At 70.9% G+C, this 17097-nt stretch carries 12 protein-coding genes and 1 pseudogene; 11 read left to right on the plus strand and 2 right to left on the minus strand.

The window, feature by feature from the left end; genetic code table 11:
• The first annotated feature begins 26 nt into the window (after window positions 1-26).
• The 4 genes from ACIBF5_RS10190 (at window position 27) to ispG (ending at window position 6031) form a co-directional block, all read left to right on the plus strand.
• Window positions 27-2204 carry an MMPL family transporter gene (locus ACIBF5_RS10190; RefSeq protein ID WP_396810079.1) on the plus strand — a complete coding sequence of 726 codons (2178 nt, stop codon included), beginning with the start codon at window positions 27-29 and terminating at the stop codon, window positions 2202-2204.
• Between the two features lie 185 nt (window positions 2205-2389).
• Window positions 2390-3601: a 1-deoxy-D-xylulose-5-phosphate reductoisomerase gene (gene dxr, locus ACIBF5_RS10195; RefSeq protein ID WP_396810081.1), complete on the plus strand. Its 1212-nt coding sequence runs from the start codon at window positions 2390-2392 to the stop codon at window positions 3599-3601.
• Window positions 3601-4851, plus strand: a complete 1251-nt coding sequence (locus ACIBF5_RS10200) for a M50 family metallopeptidase (RefSeq protein WP_396810082.1) — start codon at window positions 3601-3603, stop codon at window positions 4849-4851. The genes dxr and ACIBF5_RS10200 overlap by 1 nt, the downstream gene beginning before the upstream one ends.
• A gap of 7 nt (window positions 4852-4858) precedes the next feature.
• Window positions 4859-6031, plus strand: coding sequence for a flavodoxin-dependent (E)-4-hydroxy-3-methylbut-2-enyl-diphosphate synthase (gene ispG / locus ACIBF5_RS10205; protein WP_396810084.1), 1173 nt, complete (start codon window positions 4859-4861; stop codon window positions 6029-6031).
• A 117-nt stretch (window positions 6032-6148) separates the two neighbouring features.
• On the opposite strand, the gene ACIBF5_RS10210 is transcribed toward ispG, so the two are convergent.
• On the minus strand, window positions 6149-6727 hold the full coding sequence (locus ACIBF5_RS10210) for a PadR family transcriptional regulator (RefSeq protein ID WP_396810086.1): 579 nt from the start codon (window positions 6725-6727) through the stop codon (window positions 6149-6151).
• Window positions 6728-6874: 147 nt separating this feature from the next.
• Between ACIBF5_RS10210 and ACIBF5_RS10215 the strand changes: the two genes are divergently transcribed.
• The 5 genes and pseudogenes from ACIBF5_RS10215 (at window position 6875) to ACIBF5_RS10235 (ending at window position 12721) form a co-directional block, all read left to right on the plus strand.
• Entirely contained in the window at window positions 6875-8122 is a 1248-nt protein-coding gene (locus ACIBF5_RS10215) for an MFS transporter (RefSeq protein ID WP_396810088.1), read from the plus strand.
• A gap of 109 nt (window positions 8123-8231) precedes the next feature.
• Window positions 8232-9071 carry a GNAT family N-acetyltransferase gene (locus ACIBF5_RS10220; protein ID WP_396810090.1) on the plus strand — a complete coding sequence of 280 codons (840 nt, stop codon included), beginning with the start codon at window positions 8232-8234 and terminating at the stop codon, window positions 9069-9071.
• A 142-nt stretch (window positions 9072-9213) separates the two neighbouring features.
• Window positions 9214-10341 carry a sugar ABC transporter substrate-binding protein gene (locus ACIBF5_RS10225; RefSeq protein WP_396810092.1) on the plus strand — a complete coding sequence of 376 codons (1128 nt, stop codon included), beginning with the start codon at window positions 9214-9216 and terminating at the stop codon, window positions 10339-10341.
• Between the two features lie 138 nt (window positions 10342-10479).
• Window positions 10480-11289 (plus strand): annotated as a pseudogene (locus ACIBF5_RS10230) (ATP-binding cassette domain-containing protein); the annotation flags it as partial.
• Window positions 11290-11476: 187 nt separating this feature from the next.
• A complete protein-coding gene (locus ACIBF5_RS10235; RefSeq protein WP_396810095.1) occupies window positions 11477-12721 on the plus strand; it encodes a sugar ABC transporter permease in 1245 nt (414 codons plus the stop codon).
• 64 nt (window positions 12722-12785) lie between these two features.
• Here the strand turns inward: ACIBF5_RS10235 and ACIBF5_RS10240 are convergent, their stop codons facing one another.
• Window positions 12786-13385 carry a DUF998 domain-containing protein gene (locus ACIBF5_RS10240; RefSeq protein ID WP_396810097.1) on the minus strand — a complete coding sequence of 200 codons (600 nt, stop codon included), beginning with the start codon at window positions 13383-13385 and terminating at the stop codon, window positions 12786-12788.
• A 70-nt stretch (window positions 13386-13455) separates the two neighbouring features.
• On the opposite strand from ACIBF5_RS10240, the gene pcaF reads away from it, so the two are divergent.
• Both pcaF and ACIBF5_RS10250 read left to right on the plus strand, forming a co-directional pair.
• Window positions 13456-14661, plus strand: coding sequence for a 3-oxoadipyl-CoA thiolase (gene pcaF, locus ACIBF5_RS10245; protein WP_396810099.1), 1206 nt, complete (start codon window positions 13456-13458; stop codon window positions 14659-14661).
• Window positions 14662-14919: 258 nt separating this feature from the next.
• On the plus strand, window positions 14920-17088 hold the full coding sequence (locus ACIBF5_RS10250; protein WP_396810101.1) for a putative bifunctional diguanylate cyclase/phosphodiesterase: 2169 nt from the start codon (window positions 14920-14922) through the stop codon (window positions 17086-17088).
• Window positions 17089-17097: the final 9 nt, after the last annotated feature.

The raw sequence follows: 17097 nt of genomic DNA on the forward strand, positions 1-17097 counted from the left end.
GCGGGCGCGCGGCATGACGAGACGCCATGACGAGGACGCGGAGGACGGCGATGTTCGGCTGGTGGGGCACGGCGGTCGTACGGTTCCGCTGGGCGGTGCTCGGCGCCGGACTGGCTCTGGTCGTGGTCGGGGCGACCTGGGGGACCGGTCTGCTCGGCTCGCTGACCGGTGGTGGCTTCGACGACCCGGCGAGCGAGTCCAGCCGGGCCCAGCAGCGGATCGTCGCCGAGTTGGGGGAGCAGGGCGCCGACGTACTGGTGCTCTACTCCAGCGAGTCGACCACGGTGGACCAGCCGGCGGTGCGTGGCCCGGTCACCGCCACCCTGGAACGGCTCCGGCAACGCCCCGAGGTGGCCGGCGTCGTCGACTGGTACCAGTCCGGTTCGCCGGCGCTGCTCTCCACCGACCGGCACGCCACCTACGCGCTGGTGCGGTTGCGAGCCGACGGTGACGACGGCAGGACGGCCGCGTACGAGCGGCTGCGCCCCGCACTGGAAGCCCCCGGGGTACGGACCCAGATCGGCGGCAACGTGCCGTTCCTGGTGACCGCGAACGAGCAGACCACCGAGGACATCACCCGGGCGGAGACGCTCTCCCTGCCGGTCCTGCTGGTGCTGCTCATCCTGATCTTCGGTGGGTTGGTCGCCGCCGCCACCCCGTTGCTGATCGGCGGACTGGCGATCCTCGGGGCGTTCGTCGCCGTACGCCTGCTGCACCTGGTGACCGACGTGTCGGTCTTCGCGGTCAACATCATCACCCTGATCGGGCTCGGCATGGCGATCGACTACGCGCTCTTCGTGGTCAGCCGGTTCCGGGAGGAGTTGGCCGCCGGGTACGACCCGCACGACGCCATACCCCGGGTGATGGCGACCGCCGGCCGTACCGTGCTGATCTCCGGGTTGACCATCGCGCTGGCGCTGGCCAGCCTGCTGATCTTCCCGCAGGTGTTCCTCCGTTCGATGGGGCTGGGCGGGGTGGCGGCGGTGCTGGTCGCCATGCTCGCGGCGCTGACCGTACTGCCCGCGCTGCTCGCCGTACTCGGGCTGCGGATCAACGCGCTGCGGGTCCCGCTGCCCGGTGCGCGCCGCCGGGCCGCGGCACGCGCGACGGCGAGCGAGGCCGGGGCGGCCGGCGGCGGGTGGGCGCGGCTCGCCCGGAGCGTGATGCGGCGACCGCTGCCCTACCTGGTCGGCGTGCTGGTGGTCCTGGCGGTGCTGGCCGCGCCGTTCCTCGGGATCAAATTCGGCGGGTTCGACGAGCGGGTGTTGCCGGCCGACGCGCAGCCCCGGGTGGTGACGGAGCGGATCGGCGCGGAGTTCCCCGGCGGCAACGCCAACCCGATCTACGTCCTGGTGTCGGGCACGCCGATCGCTTCGGCCCAGAGCTTCGCCGACCAGGTCGGACGGGTCGCCGGGGTGACCGGCGTCACGGTCGCCGGCAACCGGGGAGAACACACCCTGCTCGCGGTCACGTACCAGGGGAAGCCGAACGACGAGACCGCGCAGCGGGCCGTACGTGAACTGCGCCGGCTGCCCGGTCCGGCCGGTGCCGAAGTGCTGGTTGGTGGGCGGCCGGCGGTCGACGCCGACCTGCTGCACAGCCTGGGTACGCGGCTGCCCTGGATGGCGGCGATCATGGCGGCGGCCACGCTGGTGCTGCTCTTCCTGGCCTTCGGGTCGGTGGTGCTGCCGATCAAGGCGGTGGTGATGAACCTGGTCTCGATCGGCGCCTCGTTCGGCGTGGTCGTCTGGATCTTCCAGGACGGGCACCTCGCCGACTGGCTGCACTTCACCCCGACCGGGTTCATCGAGCCGAGCAACCCGATCCTGATGCTGGCCGTACTCTTCGGGCTCGCCACCGACTACGAGGTCTTCCTGCTCTCCCGGGTACGGGAGGAGTGGGACCGGACCGGCGACAACACCGCCGCGGTCGCCACCGGCCTGCAGCACACCGGGCGGATCATCACCGCGGCGGGGCTGCTGCTGGTCGTGGTGGTGGCCGGCTTCGCCACCGGCGGCACCACCTTCATCAAGTTGATCGGCGTCGGCATGATCGTGGCGATCGTGGTGGACGCGACCCTGGTCCGCGCGCTGCTCGTACCGGCGACGATGCGTCTGCTCGGCCGTTGGAACTGGTGGGCACCGGCCCCGCTCGCCCGGCTCCACCGACGGTTCGGCCTGCGTGAGTCCGCCGAACAGGCGTGATCCTGTCGGGGAGCGCCGGGAAGTGACGGCGCTCAGCCGCCACACCCGACCGGTACGGCGGTGAGGAACTGGGTCGTTTGTCGTACGGCGTCCGTGTCGGGCCGACGGGGAGCCGATCGGCAGGTCACCGGCGGGGCGTGAGGCTCGGTGTCCGGTAGTCGGCGTGGTTGCGGGAGAATGCCCGGGTGAGTGTTCCCCGTGACATCGTCCTGCTCGGCTCAACCGGGTCGATCGGCACCCAGGCGATCGACATCGCCCGGCGTAACCCGGACCGTTTCCGGGTGGTGGCCCTCGGCGCCGGCGGCGGCAACGTGGCGGAACTCGCCGCGCAGGCCCTGGAGTTCGGGGTCGAGGCGGTCGGGGTGGCGAAGGCGTCCGCCGCGCAGGACCTGCAACTCGCCTTCTACGCCGAGGCCGCCAAGCGGGGTTACCCGAGCGGCGGCTTCCGCATTCCCAAGATCCTCGCCGGCCCGTCGGCCATGGCCGAACTGGCCGAGTGGCCGGCCGAGGTGGTGCTCAACGGGGTGGTGGGCTCGCTCGGGCTCGCACCCACCCTGGCGGCGCTGCGCGCCGGTCGTACGCTCGCCCTGGCGAACAAGGAGTCGCTGGTCGCCGGCGGCTCGATCGTACGGGCCGCGGTGCAACGGCCGGGACAGATCGTGCCGGTCGACTCCGAGCACTCGGCGCTGGCCCAGTGCCTGCGCGCCGGTCACCGGTCGGAGGTACGCCGGCTGGTCCTCACCGCCAGCGGCGGCCCGTTCCGGGGGCGGCGGCGGGACGAGTTGACCGAGGTCACGCCGGAACAGGCACTGGCGCACCCGACCTGGAACATGGGGCCGGTGGTCACGATCAACAGCGCCACGCTGGTGAACAAGGCGCTTGAGGTGATCGAGGCGCACGAGCTGTTCGACGTGCCGTACGCCGACATCGAGGTGATGGTGCACCCGCAGTCGGTGATCCACTCGATGGTCGAGTTCGTCGACGGCTCCACCATCGCCCAGGCCAGCCCGCCGGACATGCGGCTGCCGATCGCGCTCGCCCTGGGCTGGCCGGACCGGGTGCCGGGGGCCGCCACCGGAGTCGACTGGAGCGCCGCGCACCGCTGGGAGTTCGCCCCGCTGGACGACGCGGCCTTTCCCGCGGTCCGGCTCGCGAAGCAGGCCGGGCTGACCGGCCGGGGTCGGCCGGCGATCTACAACGCGGCCAACGAGGAGTGCGTGGCCGCGTTCGTAGCGGGTCGGTTACCGTTCCTCGGCATCGTCGACACGTTGGAGCGGGTTCTGGAGGCGGCTCCGGACCTGACCGAACCGGGTACCGTCGAGGAGGTGCTCGCGGCGGAGTCGTGGGCACGGGAGCACGCCGGGAAGATCATCGAGATGTCGGTGAAGGGAGCTTGATGCTGTACCTGCTCGGGGTCGTGATCATTGCCCTGGGGATTCTCATCTCGGTGAGCCTGCACGAGGCCGGACACATGCTGACGGCCAAGCTCTTCGGGATGAAGGTCACCCGCTACTTTGTCGGCTTCGGTCCGACCGTCTGGTCCTTCCAGCGGGGTGAGACCGAGTACGGCCTCAAGGCGGTCCCGCTCGGCGGCTTCTGCAAGATCGTCGGAATGACGCCACAGGACGACGACGTCGATCCGGCCGACGAGCCCCGGGCCATGTGGCGGTTCCCGGTCTGGAAGCGCAGCATCGTGATGGGAGCCGGCTCGGTCACCCACTTCATGCTCGCGATCCTGGCGCTCTGGTTCGCGGCGATCTTCATGGGACTGCCCAACCCCGACTTCCCGCAGACCGAGGCGCAGGTGCGGCAGGAGCCCGCGGTGATCGCGCTGGCCGACTGTGTCGTGGTGGAGAACGTCCAGCGGGCGTGCACCCCGAACGACCCGCCGAGCCCGGCCGCGCAGGCACAACTCCGTACCGGTGACCGGATCACCTCGGTCAACGGCGCCCCGGTCTCGACCTGGGGCGGGGTGCTCGACGTGATCCGGCGGGCGCCGACCAACACCCCGGCGACGATCGATTTCGTGCGCGACGGCAACCCGCAGCAGGTGCAGGTCCCGCTCGCCTCGGTGCAGCGCCCGCCGCTCGGCGACCCGTCCGGTCCGGTCTCCCCGGTCGCCGCGCTCGGCGTCGGCGTCAGCATCCAGACCCCGGGCATGGTGAAGTACAGCGCGATCGGCGCGTTCGGCGCGACCGCCGACTACACCGGTGAGATGGCGGTCGGCACCCTGCACGCGCTCCAGCGGATCCCGGAGAAGGTGCCCGCCCTCTGGACCGCGATCACCGGCGGTGAGCGGGACGCGGACACCCCGATCAGCGTGGTCGGTGCCAGCCGGCTCGGCGGCGAGGCGGTTGCCAACGACGCCTGGGAGATCCTGGTCCTGCTCTTCATCTCACTGAACTTCTTCGTCGGCATCTTCAACCTGCTGCCGCTGCTCCCGTTGGACGGCGGGCACATCGCGATCGCCTGGTTCGAGCGGGTCCGGAGCTGGATCTTCTCGCGACTCGGCCGTCCCGACCCGGGTCGCGTCGACTATCTCAAGCTGATGCCCGTAACGTATGTGGTGATCCTGATCGGTGGGGCGTTCACGCTGCTCACCGTCACCGCGGACGTGGTAAATCCGATCACGCTCTTCTCAAGGTGAGTGTCCTGTGACCGCTGTCAGTCTCGGTATGCCGGCCGTACCTCCGCCACCACTCGCACCGCGCCGCAACAGTCGGCAGATCATGGTCGGTTCGGTGCCGGTCGGCGGCGGCGCGCCGGTCTCGGTGCAGTCGATGACCACCACCCTGACCTCCGACGTGAACGCGACCCTTCAGCAGATCGCCGAGCTGACCGCCTCCGGTTGCCAGATCGTCCGGGTGGCCGTGCCGTCCCAGGACGACGTGGAGGCGCTGCCGGCGATCGCGAAGAAGTCCCAGATCCCGGTGATCGCCGACATCCACTTCCAGCCGAAGTACGTCTTCGCCGCGATCGACGCCGGCTGCGCGGCGGTCCGGGTGAACCCGGGCAACATCCGCCAGTTCGACGACAAGGTGGCCGAGATCGCCCGCGCCGCCGAGGCGGCCCGGGTGCCGATCCGGATCGGCGTCAACGCCGGCTCGCTGGACAAGCGGCTGCTCAGCAAGTACGGCAAGGCCACCGCTGAGGCGTTGGTCGAGTCGGCGCTCTGGGAGTGCTCGCTTTTCGAGGAGCACGGCTTCCGGGACATCAAGATCTCGGTCAAGCACAACGACCCGGTGGTGATGATCCGCGCGTACCGGCAGCTCGCCGAGCAGTGCGACTACCCGCTGCACCTGGGCGTGACCGAGGCCGGTCCGGCGTTCCAGGGCACGATCAAGTCGGCCGTCGCGTTCGGTGCGCTGCTGGCCGAGGGGATCGGCGACACGATCCGGGTCTCGCTCTCCGCGCCGCCGGTCGAGGAGATTAAGGTCGGAAACCAGATCCTGGAGTCGCTGGGCCTGCGTGAGCGCGGCCTGGAGATCGTCTCCTGCCCGTCCTGTGGGCGGGCCCAGGTCGACGTCTACAAGCTCGCCGAGGAGGTCTCCGCCGGTCTGGAAGGGCTGCCGGTGCCGCTGCGGGTGGCCGTGATGGGTTGCGTGGTGAACGGACCGGGCGAGGCTCGGGAGGCGGACCTCGGCGTCGCGTCGGGCAACGGCAAGGGCCAGATCTTCGTACGCGGCCAGGTGATCAAGACCGTACCCGAGGGGCAGATCGTCGAGACCCTGATCGAAGAGGCGCTGCGGTTGGCCGACGAGATGGGGGCCGAGCTGCCCGAGGAACTGCGGGACATGATCGTCGGGCCGACCGTCACCGTGCACTAGGTTCTCTCGGTTTTCCGGGCGGTCTCCCCGCTCTGGGTGGTCAGGCTTGATCCCGTCGCGGGGGGACCTCCCGGAAAACCTTCCTGGCTGTTGTCGGGGTTACCGACATCTGCCGTGTTACTCGGTCTCGGCGAGAATGGCGTAGAGCTTGCGCCGGGTCTCCTCGAGCACCTGGGCGGCGCGCTCGCGCTGCTCGTCGGTGCCGTTGACCATCACCTGGCGCAGCGCGTTCATCGCCTGGAAGCCGGCGTCGCGGATTTCCTGCCAACTGTTGATCGTGTCCTGGGCGAATTCCTCCCAGGGCGGCGTCTGTGCCGCCTCGGTCGCCTCCGCCTGGCCCGCCTCGGTGAGGCTGAACCGCTTGCGCCCGCCACCGGCCTCGGCCGGGGTGGCGACGATCAGGCCCTCGTCCTCAAGTAGTTGCAGGGTCGGATAGATCGATCCGGGGCTCGGGCGCCAGGCGCCGCCGGTGCGGGAGTCAAGCTCCTGGATCATCTCGTAGCCGTGCATCGGTCGTTCGGTGAGCAGGGCCAGTACGGCGCCGCGCACGTTCGGCCGGCGTCCCCGCCCCCGACCGCGCCCCCGGCCGTGACCGTGACCGTGCGGCCCGGGCCCGCCGGGTCCGAACGGCGGGAAGCCGAAACCGCGCATCCGGGACTCCTCGTGCATCGCGTGCAACCTTCGGTGGAAACTCATCTCACTCTCCTCTGACTATCGGTGATGGCTCAACGATATATCGGCAATGCATCGTCGACAAGTCTAGGAAGCTCCGATCACCCCGCTCGACGTGAGTCTGGCGATATCCGGACGACGAGCCGAACAGACGTACGGTTGCATGGGGTCATGCAACTCCTGCCAGAACCCGGACCGGCCCGGATCCTCGCCATCTCCACCCTGGTGCAGACCGTCGGACGGGGCATCTGGCTGACCGCGAGCGCGCTCTTCCTCACCCGATCGGTGGGGCTCAGCGTGACCCAGGTCGGTCTCGGCCTCACCGTGACCGCGCTGGTCAGCCTGATCGCCAGCGCGCCCATGGGCTACCTGGCCGACCGGTACGGCCCGCGTGGCGTCCAGTTCATCGGTCTGCTCGCCTCCGCCGGGTTCACCGGGGCGCTGATCGCGGTCCACTCGTTCCCGCAGTTCCTCGCCGTCGGCATCGCCACCGCACTGAGCGACGCGGCGTTCCGTGGCGCACGTGGTGCCATGATCGCCGGAGCGGTTCCGCCGGACCAGCGGGTGCGTACCCGGGCGTACCTGCGGGCCACCACCAACGTCGGCATCGCGATCGGCACGGTGCTGGGCGGTGTCGGTCTCGCCGCCGACACCCGGACCGCGTACGTGGCCCTGATCGGCGTCAACGCGGCCAGCCTGGCTCTCGCCGCCCTGATCCTGATCCCGCTGGCACCGATCCCCGCCGCCGGACCCGGACACGGGCCACGCCTGATCGCGCTGCGTGACCGGCCGTTCCTGGCCTTCACCGTGCTGGACGGGATGATGTCCATGCACTTCGGCCTGCTCAACATCGCGCTGCCGCTCTGGATCGCCCAGCACACCGACGCACCGCACTGGCTCATCTCGGTCCTGCTGCTGGTGAACACCACGGTGATCGTGCTGTTCCAGGTACGCGCCTCACGCGGCACCGAACAGCTCACCGGAGCCGCGCGAGCCGCCCGCCGGGCCGGACTCGCCATCGCCGGCGCCTGCCTGCTCTACGCGGTCAGCGGAGGCGTACCGACCCCGGTCGCGGTCGGGCTGCTGGTGGCCGGCGCGCTGGTCCACGTGGTCGGCGAACTCTGGCAGTCCGCCGCCGGCTGGGGCATCTCCTTCGAGCTGGCGCCGGCGCACGCGCAGGGGCAGTACCAGGGCGCGTACGGGATGGGCATGCAACTCGGCAGCATGCTGGCGCCGGTGCTGGTGACCAGCCTCGCGGTGGGCTGGGGAGCCCCGGGCTGGTTGGTGCTCGCCGTGCTCTTCGCGCTGCTCGGTGTGGTGCAGCCACCGGTGGTCCGCTGGGCCGCCCGAACCCGCCCGTTCACCGCCACCCCCACCCCCACCGCCACCCCCACCGCCGCGTCCGCGTCCGCCGGTTAGGAAGGGCCCCTTCCTCTACCAAATGCGATAACAAGGGGCCCTTCCTTCTCCGGGGGCGGGGGTGGACGTCGCCCGGCGCCGTGGGTCGCTCGTCTGGCACGCTGGTGATGTGCTGATGGTTCCGGTGCGGCAACTCGGCGAAGCTGAGCGGGGCGAGGTCGAACGATTGCTCGACCTTGAGCCGTACGCGGCTGCCCAGGTGGCCGAGCGGATCGCCGCTCATGGTCTGTCCTGGTGGCGGGCGGACGGGCGGGTCTACGGGTACGGGGCCGAGCGTGACATCGAGTCGCTCTGCTGGGTGGGCGGCCAGCTCACGCCCGTACGCGCCACCGGACCGGCGATCACGGCCTTCGCCGAGTTGCTCGCCGCCGAGGACCGGTTCTGCTCCTCCATTGTCGGGCGGGCCGACGAGGTGCTCGGCCTCTGGGACCAGCTCTCCGCGCACTGGGGACCGGCCCGGGACGTACGCCCGAACCAGCCGTTGCTGGCGACCGGGGCGACCCCGGCTGTCACGCCCGACCCGCACGTGCGTCCGGTCCGGCCGGCCGAGGTGGATCTGCTCTTCCCTGCGGCGGTGGCGATGTACACCGAGGAAGTGGGCGTCTCGCCGTTGGCCGAGGACGGCGGTCGCAGCTACCGTCGCCGGGTGGCCGACCTGGTCCGGTCGCGGCGGGCGTACGCCCGGTTCGTCGACGGTCAGGTGGTCTTCAAGGCCGAACTCGCGGTCGTGACCCGGCGTACCGCGCAGATCCAGGGTGTCTGGGTGGCGCCTGCCTGGCGTGGGCGGGGATTGGCCGCCGCGGCCATGGCCGCCGTGGTCTCGGACGCGCTGACCCGGGTCGCCCCGACTGTCAGCCTGTACGTCAACGACTACAACGTGCCGGCCCGCCGGGTGTACGAGCGCTGTGGCTTCCGCCCGGTCGGTACCTTCGCCACCGTCCTCTTCTGAGCCACCGTCCCGTTCGCCACCGGCCGATGCTGGCAAAGCAGCTCCAAAGACTGCTTACTTCCGCCAAGCTGACAAGCAGGGCAAACGTGAATCCGCTGCCACGGTGGTGGGCCGGCGGGGTCGGCAAGGCCAGGAGGTAGACGTGTCAACGAGACTTCGCGCCGCCGTGCGCGTGACCAGCGCGCTGCTCGTGGCCGGGCTCGCGGTCGCCGGCTGCGGCGGCGGCGATGACAAGGACGGCGGGAGCGGCACCGCGACCGGCAACGCGAACGTCAACGACGGCTTCAAGATCGGCCTGCTCCTGCCCGAATCGAAGACCACGCGGTACGAGACCTTCGACCGGCCGCTGATCCAGGCCAAGCTCAGCGAACTCTGCCCCAAGTGCCAGGTGCTCTACCAGAATGCCGACCAGGATCCGGCCAAGCAGCAGTCGCAGGCCGAGGCGATGCTGACCCAGGGCATCAAGGTGATGATCCTCGACCCGGTCGACGCCAAGGCGGCCGGCGCGATCGTCAACAACGCCCAGGCGCAGAAGGTGCCGGTGGTGTCGTACGACCGGCTCGCCTCCGGGCCGGTCAGCTTCTATGTCTCCTTCGACAACCGCCGGGTCGGGATGGTGCAGGGGCAGGCGCTGCTGGACCAGTTGAGTGCGAACGGGCAGGACCCGAAACGCGGCGACATCGTCATGATCAATGGTTCGCCGACCGACCCGAACGCCGCCGACTTCAAGGCCGGCGCCCATTCCGTACTGGACGGGAAGGTCAATATCGGCAACGAGTTCGACACCCCGGACTGGTCTCCGGACCGGGCCCAACAGGAGATGGACCAGGCGATCACCGCGATCGGACGGGACCGGGTGATCGGGGTCTACGCGGCGAACGACGGCATGGCCGGTGGCGTCATCGCCTCCATGAAGGGCGCCGGATTCGGTACGCCGTTGCCACCGGTCACCGGGCAGGACGCGGAACTCGCCGGGGTCCAGCGCATCGTCTCCGGTGACCAGTTCATGACCGTGTTCAAGTCGATCAAACCCGAGGCCGACGTCGCCGGCCAGATGGCGATCGACGCGGCGACCGGCAAGGACTTCACCGCGCAGTCGACCAGCATGCGCAACAACGGGACCAAGGACGTCACCTCGGTGCTGCTGGAACCGGTCGCGGTAACCAAGAGCAACATCAAGGACACGGTGATCAAGGACGGGTTCTACACCGCGGCGCAGATCTGCACCGGCGCGTTCGCCCAACCCTGCGCCGCCGCCGGAATCTCCTGACCGGCCGGCGGCCACGCGCGATCGTCCGGGATCACCTCGTGATCGCCGCCGGGCGGTGGCCGGTGCCGGATCGCCGGTTCGCCACGGACAACTCCTGATTTTCGCAGGCGTCTCCTGATCTGAAACGGGGTGAGGGCGGTGGCCGACACACCGGTGCTCGCCATGTCGGGCATCTCCAAGCGGTTCGGCGCGGTGGAAGCGCTCGCCGACGTCGGGCTCGATGTCTACCCCGGCGAGGTGGTCGCGCTGGTCGGTGACAACGGCGCCGGCAAGTCGACGCTGATCAAGGTGATCGCCGGCGTCAATCCCGCCGACAGCGGGGAGATTCGCTGGCAGGGCAAGCCGGTGCAGATCACCAAGCCGGGCGACGCCACCGGGCTCGGCATCGCCACCGTCTACCAGGACCTCGCCCTCTGCGACAACCTCGACGTCGTGGCCAACCTGTATCTCGGCCGCGAACTGACCCGGAGCCTGGTGATCGACGAGATCGGGATGGAACGGCGGGCCAGGGAACTGCTGGTCAGCCTCTCCGTGAAGATCCCCTCCGTACGGCTGCCGGCAGCCGGGCTCTCCGGTGGTCAGCGGCAGTCGGTCGCCATCGCCCGTTCGCTGCTCGGTGACCCGAAGCTGGTACTGCTCGACGAGCCCACCGCCGCGCTGGGAGTGGCCCAGACCGCCGAGGTGCTGGACCTGATCGAACGGCTCAAGCAACGGGGTCTCGGCGTACTCCTGATCAGCCACAACCTGGCCGACGTCAAGGCGGTCGCGGACCGGGTGGTGGTGCTGCGGCTCGGTCGTAACGCCGGCATCTTCGACCAGCGGCGGACCAGCCAGGAGGAGATCGTCCAGGCCATCACCGGTGCGCTGGACAACGCGGTGACCCGGCGCCGGGCCCGCTCGGCGGCGACCGGCGGTGGTGGGCTGGCCGGCGCGCCAGAGCCCGCCGCCACCGAGCCCGCCGCCACCGAGCCCGCTGCCACCGAGACCGGCCCAACCCCGGCTGGTTCCGGTCCGGCTGGCACGGGCGGTCCGGCCGGTTCCGGCCCGGCTGGCACGGGCGGTTCGGCTGGCACGGATGGCGGAGCCGACTCCCCCAAACCGGAGGAGCGGACGTGACACGGCGGGAGGTCTCGGCATGAGTACGGCGACCACGAGCCCGGAGCCGCCCGCTGGGGACGGCCTCCAACACCCGGCCGACCAGGGGGCGTCCGGACCGCTGGACGTGATCCGGCGCCGGTTGCGCGGTGGCGAACTCGGTGCCTGGCCGGTGGTGATCGGCCTGATCGTCATCTGGGCGGTCTTCCAGTCGCTCAACGACGCCTTCCTCAGTCCGCAGAACCTCTCCAACCTCGCGTTGCAGATCGCCGCCACCGGCACGATCAGCGTCGGAATCGTGCTGGTCCTGCTGCTCGGAGAGATCGACCTGTCGGTCGGCTCGGTGGCCGGCGTGGCTGCCGCGCTGCTGGCCGTACTGAGTGTGCGTAACAGTTGGGGCGATGTGGCGGCGATCATCGTCGCCGTACTGTTCGGCATCCTGATCGGCATCTTCCAGGGCAGCATCTTCGCCCGACTCGGCGTACCGGCGTTCATCGTCACGCTGGCCGGAAACATCGGCTGGCAGGGCTTACAGCTCTACCTGTTGAGCCCGGAGGGGACGATCAACCTCCCGTACACGGGTCTGATCGGCGGGCTGACCCACACCAACCTGGACGAGATCTCGGGCTGGGTGATCGGCGCGGTCGCGGTGGCCGTCTACGCCGCGGCGGTGCTGGTGGACACCCGGCGCCGGATCTCGGCCGGACTCCCGACCCGGAGCGTGCTCGCCTCGCTGCTGCGGGTGCTCGGGCTGGCCGTGCTGGTCTTCGCCGCCGTCGGCGTACTCAACGCCTGGCAGGGCGTACCCGTGGCTCTGTTGATCTTCGTTGGTCTGGTGATCCTGGTCGACCTGGTGCTCCGCCGGACCCGGTACGGTCGGAGCATCTTCGCCGTCGGCGGCAACGTCGAGGCGGCACGCCGGGCCGGCATCAACGTCTCCCTGATCCGGATCTCGGTCTTCGCCCTCGCCTCCGCCTTCGCCGCTTTCGGCGGGGTGCTGACCGCCTCGCGCGGGTTCTCCGCCGGGCAGTCCACCGGGGCCGCCGACACCCTGCTCATCGCGATCGCCGCCGCCGTCATCGGCGGGGTGAGCCTCTTCGGGGGCCGCGGCTCGACCTACGGCGCGCTGCTCGGCAGCCTGGTGCTCGGGTCGATCACCTCGGGCATGTTCCTGCTCCAGCTCAACTCGTCGGTACGTTTCATGATCACTGCCGGGGTGCTGTTGGCCGCGGTCATCCTCGACTCCCTCTCCCGCCGAGGTCGCCGGACCACCGGGCGAGGTTGAGCACCGCCGAAGGTGTGTGGAGGGGCCCCTTCCTCTACCGAATCCGATAACAAGGGGCCCTTCCTTACTCGCGGGAACTGGCCGTCAGGGTGCTGGTGATCAACCAGAGTGCGATCACCCCGAGCAACGCCCGCTCGACCACCCCGACCAGCGTCGACCGGCCGACGGTCAGCATCGCCACCCCGATCGTCGCGGAGAGGGGAAGGGCCAGCGCCACCCCGACCAGGCCGAGTCGGCGCAACAGCGGTGGCACCTCGGCGGACCAGGCCACCATCAGCATGGCGAAGACCACGCACGCGACCGCCGCGATGCTGGCGCCGCCGTGGACCAGGTCGGCGGCGGTGGTCGGTTCGTACGGGGGGAGCGGACAACCGGCGCTGCACGGCACCGAGGCGGACAGGCCCGTACCGGCGGCACCCGCGGCGAGCAGCCCGGCCGCCGGGCGCAGCACCTGGGCGAGTGCGGTGGCGAACAGGAGCAGGGCGACGGCCACCCCGAGAACCCCCAACCGGTACGCGGTGACGTACCCGCCGGCACCCACGCCGGCCTCGCTGACGTACCCGGAGAGGGCGGAGGTGGGGCCGACGACGACGGCGAGGGTCACGGTGACCGTGCCCGCCAGCACGCAGGCCGCGGCGCCGCGCGCGACCATGGTCCGGCGCATGGGAACAAACTATCCCCGGCGCTCCGGCCGCCGCCGGTGAGCCCGACACTGGATGGCTATGCTGCCCGGCGTGACAGTGGCATACCTCGTTTCCGGTGTCCGTACCCCGATCGGCCGATACGCCGGCGCGCTCGCCGGGGTCCGCCCCGACGACCTCGCGGCGCACGTGATCCGGGAACTCGTGGCCCGCCACCCGGACGTCGACTGGGCGGCGGTGGACGACGTGGTGTTCGGCTGCGCCAACCAGGCCGGCGAGGACAACCGGAACGTGGCCCGGATGGCGTCCCTGCTCGCCGGTCTGCCGGAGAACGTGCCCGGCACCACGGTCAACCGCCTCTGCGGATCGGGCCTCGACGCGATCGGGATCGCCGCCCGCGCGGTCATCGCGGGCGAGGCCGACCTCGTGCTGGCCGGCGGGGTGGAGAGCATGAGCCGCGCCCCGTTCGTGCAGCCGAAGGCGACCACCCCCTACTCCCGTGCGGCGGAGATCTACGACACCACCCTGGGCTGGCGTTTCGTCAACCCGCTGATGCAGCGCGGTTGGGGCACCGACGCGATGCCGGAGACGGCCGAGAACGTGGCCGCCGAGTACGGCGTCGACCGGGCGGCACAGGACACTTTTGCCCTCCGTTCCCAGCAGCGGGCCGCCCGCGCGCAGGCCAGCGGCCGGTTCGCCGAGGAGATCGTGCCGATCGAGGTTCCGGCGGGTCGCCGGGAGACCCGGCTGGTCACGCTCGACGAGCACCCACGGGAGACGACGATCGAGCGGCTCGCGGCGCTGCCGACGCCGTTCCGGGACGGTGGCACGGTGACCGCCGGCAACTCCTCCGGGGTCAACGACGGTGCGGCGGCCGTGCTGGTCGCCAGCGCCGAGGCGGTCCGGCGGTACGGGCTGACCCCGTTGGCCCGGATCACCGGATCGGCGGCCGTCGGCGTGCCGCCCCGGGTGATGGGGATCGGCCCGGTGCCGGCCACCAACCGGTTGCTCGACCGACTCGGACTCAGCCTCGGCGAGGTCGACGTGGTCGAGTTGAACGAGGCGTTCGCCGCCCAGGCGGTGGCGGTCCTGCGGGAGTTGGGGCTGCCGGAGGACGCCGAGCACGTCAACCCGAACGGTGGGGCGATCGCGCTCGGGCACCCGCTCGGCGCCAGCGGCGCCCGGCTGGCGTTGACCGCCGCGCTGGAACTGCGGCACCGGGGGGCGCGGCGGGCGCTCTGCACGATGTGCATCGGGGTCGGTCAGGGCGTCGCGTTGATGCTGGAGGCGGCGGAGTAGACCCCCGAGGGGCACGAAGTGGCGGTGGACTAGCACCGAAGGGCTGAGCGTACGGACTTTCGGTGGGGCCACGGGCGTCTCGTCCACGCGTATGCTCGATGGCTCCACGGGCCGGTCGGGGTACCGGCGGAATGAGCTGAGGCGGACCATGCAACTGCCTGACGAACGTCGCCCGGAGGTAGATCCGTCCACTGGGGACGGCGTGCCGTCGCCGGCCGGCGACCGGGTGGACCGCCCGGAACGACTCGGCGGGTAACGGTGCCGGCCCCCGTCCCACCGGCCAGCGGCGAGGAGTTCAGCCGGGCCGGTGTGCAGCGGTACGCGCAGCAGTGGGCCGGCGCGATGGCCCGCCTCGGCTTCGTGCCGATGAGTTCCGCCGAGACCGAGCGGCTGCTCGGCGTACACGTGGTCCGCCTGGCGCGGGCGTTGCTCGCCGAGCCGTTCAGCGCCGACCCCGCCGACGACGTCGGCCGGGCACTGGTCGGTGCGCACTTCACCGATCCGGCCATGCTCGACTGGTCGGTCCGCGCCCTCGGCACCGGGTTCGCCCACGCGGTCCTGCCGGAGCAGCCCGACTCACCGGCGGTACGGCACCGGATCGGCCGGTTGCAGGGCGGCCTGGCGGCCGGTTTCGCGCGGGCACTGCGCGAGCTGACCTTCAGCCAGCAGGAACGGATCAGCCGGTCGGCCTGGCAGGCACGGGACGAGACCGAGCAGGCGTTGCGGGACAGCGAGGCGCGGTTCCGGGCGGTCTTCAGCGGCGCCGCGCTCGGGATCGGCATCGCCGACACCGCCGGCCGGATCATCGACCTGAATCAGGTCTTCGCCGAGATGCTCGGTTACGCCGTCGACGAGCTGCGCGACCGGCAGGTGACCGAGTTCTGCCACCCGGAGGACGTCGGGCCCCTGGCCGAGCTCTACCAGGAGCTGGTCGAGGGCAAGCGGGAGGCGGCCCGGGTGGAGAAGCGCTACCACCGCAAGGACGGCAGCGTGGTCTGGACCGACCTGGCGCTCTCGCTCATCCGGCACGACGACGGCCGGCCCAGGTTCGTCGTGGCCATGGTCGAGGACATCACCCAACGGTACGAACTCCAGCAGCGACTGCGCTTCCAGGCGCTGCACGACCCGTTGACCGGGCTGCCGAACCGTACCCTCTTCTTCGATCGGCTGGCGGCGGTCTTCGCCGACGGCAAACCGGCCGACCGGGTCGGTCTCTGCTTCCTCGACCTCGACGGCTTCAAGGCGATCAACGACAGTCTCGGGCACGATCTCGGCGACCGGCTGTTGGGCGTGGTGGCGCAGCGGTTGGCCGCGTCGGTCTCCGCCCGCGGTCACCTGGTGGCCCGGATGGGCGGCGACGAGTTCGTCATCCTGGTCGAGCAGAGCGGCGGCCCGGACGAGGTGATCGAGGTGGCGGAGGCGGCGCTGGCCACCGTCGCGGAGCCGGTGCAGGTGGGGGACCAGCAGCTTGAGGTCTCGGCGAGCATCGGCCTGGTCGAGGGGACGCTCGCCGACACCTGCCCGGCCGACCTGATGAAGGCCGCCGACGCCACCCTTTACTGGGCGAAGGCGGACGGTCGGGGGCGGTGGGCGGTGTACGACGCCGAGCGGGGCGCCCGGGACAACGCCCGCGCGGGGCTCGCCGCGGTGTTGCCGGCCGCCCTGGAACGCGGCGAGTTCATCGTGGACTACCAACCGATCGTGGCGATGACCGACGGGTCGCTGCGCGCGGTCGAGGCGCTGGTCCGGTGGCGGCACCCGGAGCTGGGGCTGCTCGGTCCGGACCAGTTCATCGGGCTGGCCGAGGAGACCGGTCTGATCATCCGGCTGGGCCGGTGGGTGTTGCATCAGGCGTGTGCGTACGGGAGCCGCTGGCGGCGCGAGTTCCCGGACAGCCGACTGGTGGTCAGTGTGAACCTGGCCGTACGGCAGGCGAACGATCCGGGCGTGGTCGACATGGTCGCCGAGGTGCTCCGGGACACCGGGTTCCCGGCCGAACTGCTCCAGCTCGAAATCACCGAGAGCGCGGTCATGGCCACCGGCGGCGAGCCGGTACGTTCGCTGCGCCGACTCGCCGCGCTCGGCGTACGTCTCGCCATCGACGACTTCGGCACCGGCTACTCGAATCTGGCGTACCTGCGGCGGTTGCCGATCCACTCGCTGAAGCTCGCCGCCCCGTTCGTCGAGGGGATCCGATCCGGCGACGCGCTCGCCCAGGTCGACGAGCGGATCGTGGACGCGCTGGTCCGGCTGGCGCACGCGTTGGGCCTGTCGGTGACGGCGGAGGCGGTGGAGACCGCCAGGCAGGCCGAGCGGTTGCAGGCGCTGAACTGCGACACCGGACAGGGACTCTTCTACGGTGCGCCGGTGGCCGCGGACGTCATCACCGCGCGGCTACGCGAAACCGACCAGGGTAGGGCAGGCTGACCGGGTGGA

The organism is Micromonospora sp. NPDC050417 (assembly GCF_044458865.1).
Taxonomy (GTDB): Bacteria; Actinomycetota; Actinomycetes; order Mycobacteriales; family Micromonosporaceae; genus Micromonospora_G.